This window comes from Mycobacterium sp., from assembly GCF_049280035.1.
GTDB lineage: Bacteria > Actinomycetota > Actinomycetes > Mycobacteriales > Mycobacteriaceae > Mycobacterium.
Window position 1 is genome coordinate 1 of sequence record NZ_JBAPPI010000855.1, and the last position, 3098, is coordinate 3098.

Genomic DNA, 3098 nt, shown 5'->3' on the forward strand with positions numbered 1-3098 from the left:
CCAGCGCCGCCCGGACCTGGTCGCTGATCGGGATGGATTTGTGCTCGCGGCTGTATACCCCGCCGCCCTCGCTGATCAGCGAGGTGTCGTAGTCGTCCCAGCTGGAGCGGGCCAGGTCGAACATCCGTCGTCGTTCCTGCCACGAGGTGGCCGGATCGGGGTCGGGGTCCAAGAAAATGTGGCGGTGGTCGAAGGCGGCCAGCAGGCGAATGTGGGTGGACAGCAGCATGCCATTGCCGAACACGTCGCCGCTCATGTCGCCGACGCCGACCACGGTGAAGTCCTCGGTCTGGGTGTCGACGCCCATCTCGCGGAAGTGCCGCTTGACCGCTTCCCAGGCGCCCTTGGCGGTGATGCCCATCGCTTTGTGGTCGTAGCCGACCGATCCACCGGACGCGAAGGCGTCGCCCAGCCAGAACCCGTAGGACTTTGCGACGTCGTTGGCGATGTCGGAAAACGTTGCGGTGCCTTTGTCCGCGGCCACCACCAGATAGGCGTCGTCATCGTCGCGCCGTACCACCTCGGCGGGCGTGCTGACGTTGCCGGAGGTGTGATCGACGTTGTCGGTGATGTCGAGCAATCCCGAGATGAACAGCTTGTAGCAGGCGATGCCTTCGTTTCGGGTTGCCTCGCGATCAGCACCGGCGTCGCCGGTGGGCAGCGGCGGCTGTTTGACGACGAAGCCGCCCTTGGCGCCGACCGGCACGATGACGGCGTTTTTCACCGCCTGCGCCTTGACCAGCCCCAGGATCTCTGTGCGGAAATCCTCCCGACGGTCCGACCAACGCAAACCACCGCGCGCCACATAGCCGAATCGCAAATGCACACCTTCGACCCGGGGCGAATACACGAAGATCTCGAACTTGGGCCGTGGCAGCGGAAGTTCGTCAATCAGCTGCGCATCCAACTTCAGCGACAGCACGTTTTGGCTGCGGGCCGAAGCTTCGCGTGTCAGAAAGTAATTGGTGCGTAAGGTGGCCTGGATCAGCGAGGCGAATGCCCGCAGGACGCGGTCGGTGTCGAGGCTCACCAATGCGTCGATGTCGGCGGCGACCGCTGCAGCGGCAGCTTGCGCGTCGCGGTTCTTCGATGAATCGGAAGGGGCTGGGTCGAACAATGCCTCGAACAGGCTGACCAACGACCGTGCGGTGTCTGGGTTTTCGTTAAGCACTGATTCGATGTGGGACTGGCTGTACGGAAAACTCGCCTGCCGTAGGTATTTCGCGTAGCTACGCAGCAGCACGACTTGCTGCCAGGTCAGGTCGGCGCGCATCACCAGCTCGTTGAACCGGTCGATCTCGGCACGGCCTTCCCAGATCGCGGTGACCGCATCGGCGAAACGTTTCGCGGTCGCCTCGCGTTCAGGACCTGACGGCGCCAGCGTGATTGTTGGAAGTGGGGTGATCTTGAACTGGTAGATCCACACCGGTAGTCCGTCGGGCCGGGCGACGGTGAATGGTCGCTCCTCGAGCACCACCACACCCATGGATTGCAGCATCGGCAGCAATTGACTCAACGAGGCCGTTCGCCCGCCCAAATACCAAGTCAGCCGGGCGGTGTCGTCATAGTTGTGATCGGAGAGCACCAGCTTGACCGAGCCGTCCGTTAGCTCTTCGAAGATCGCGATGTCGTTGATCGCGTCGGGCGGGGTGACGGCCTGCTTGTACGCCTCGGAGAACGCCGCCGCGTAGTGCTCGGCATCGCGCGGTCCGACGGCGCCCGCCGCCGCCTCGGTGATCAGCCGATCGGACCAGGTGCGCGCGGCTTCGGTCAGCAACGCCTGGATCCGGACTCGGTTGGTTTCGGAGGTATCGATTTGCGTGGCGCTGTCAGGACGCAGCCGGACCATGAAATGCAGGAGGGCCCAAGGTGCTTCAGTCACGCGAGCGGTGAACTCGAGGCTGGTGCCACCGAACTCAGCGACCAGGATGTCCTCGATTTGCAAGCGCACGGCGGTGGTGTAGCGGTCACGGGGCAGGTAGACCAAACACGAGACGAAGTACTCGAGGCGGTCAGCGCGCAAGAACAGCAGTGCTCGGCGCGCCGATCCGAGATCCACTACAGCCTTGGCCATCGCCAACAGCTGCTCGGCGCTGAGCGCGAAAAGCTCCGAGCGCGGCACGGTCTGGATGACGTCGAGGACCAGTTGTCCCGGATGGCCGGCGTCGAGGTCGGCCAACGCGAGCGCCTCGCGGACCCTGCGGGAAATGATGGGAATCTCCAGGACGTCGGCGTTCATGGCGGCCACCGTGAACAGGCCGATCAGCCGGTGCTCGAAGACGCTGCCGTCGACGTTTTCGCGGACCGCAATGACATACGGGTAGGCGCCGAAGCGCAGGTAGCTCGCAACGTCTGTCTGCGCCAGCGCCAGCAGTTCGGTGTCGTCGGTCAGGCGGGGGCGGGAACTTTTGCGCCGACTTAGCACACCAAGGCTGGTGGTCGCTTCATCGCCCGACACGCGTCCGTTGCGCACCGGGCAGCGCTGATAGCCCAGCAGCGTGAAATGCCCGTCGGCCAGCCAGCGCAACAGCGTGGCCACATCGCCGCTATCGGGCCCTGGATAGCGCCCGCCCGCATTGGTTTGGACGTCGTTGGCCAGGTCGTTGAGGATGGCCCACATCGCTGCCGAGTCCGCTGCCACCCGGCGCACATCAGCGAGTACGCCCGGCAAGAGGCGTTCGGCATCCTGCAGAGCCGCAGGGTCAACCGAGGGCGAAAGCTGTACGTGGATCCAAGTCTCGTCGATAGCACCGCTGTCCGACGTCGTCGGCTCGACACTGAGCAGATCGCCGTCTGCGTTGCGGCGGACCTGGAACACCGGGTTCAAGATCGCCGCATATGGCACGCCAAGCCGATGGAGTAGGACCGTGACCGAATCCATCAGCATCGCGCCGTTGTCGGTGACCACTTGCAGGGCGGGGCCGAACCCGGCTGGATCGTCCAGCGGATAGATCGCGACTCGGCTTTCCCCCGCCGGCCGGTGACGGCCAAGCCGGTAGTGCGCGGCAAGCAAGGCCGGCGTCACCGCCGCCGCGGCGGTGCGGCCGTCGACCGGCCATCGGTCAGCTGCGGCCTCGTCGTGCGGGCCCTGGTAGGTG

General features: G+C 65.0%; 1 protein-coding gene. It reads right to left on the reverse strand.

Annotated elements, in window-relative coordinates:
• On the reverse strand, positions 1-3098 hold a 3098-nt coding region (locus WAN71_RS27345; protein ID WP_422228323.1), incomplete at both ends, for an NAD-glutamate dehydrogenase domain-containing protein.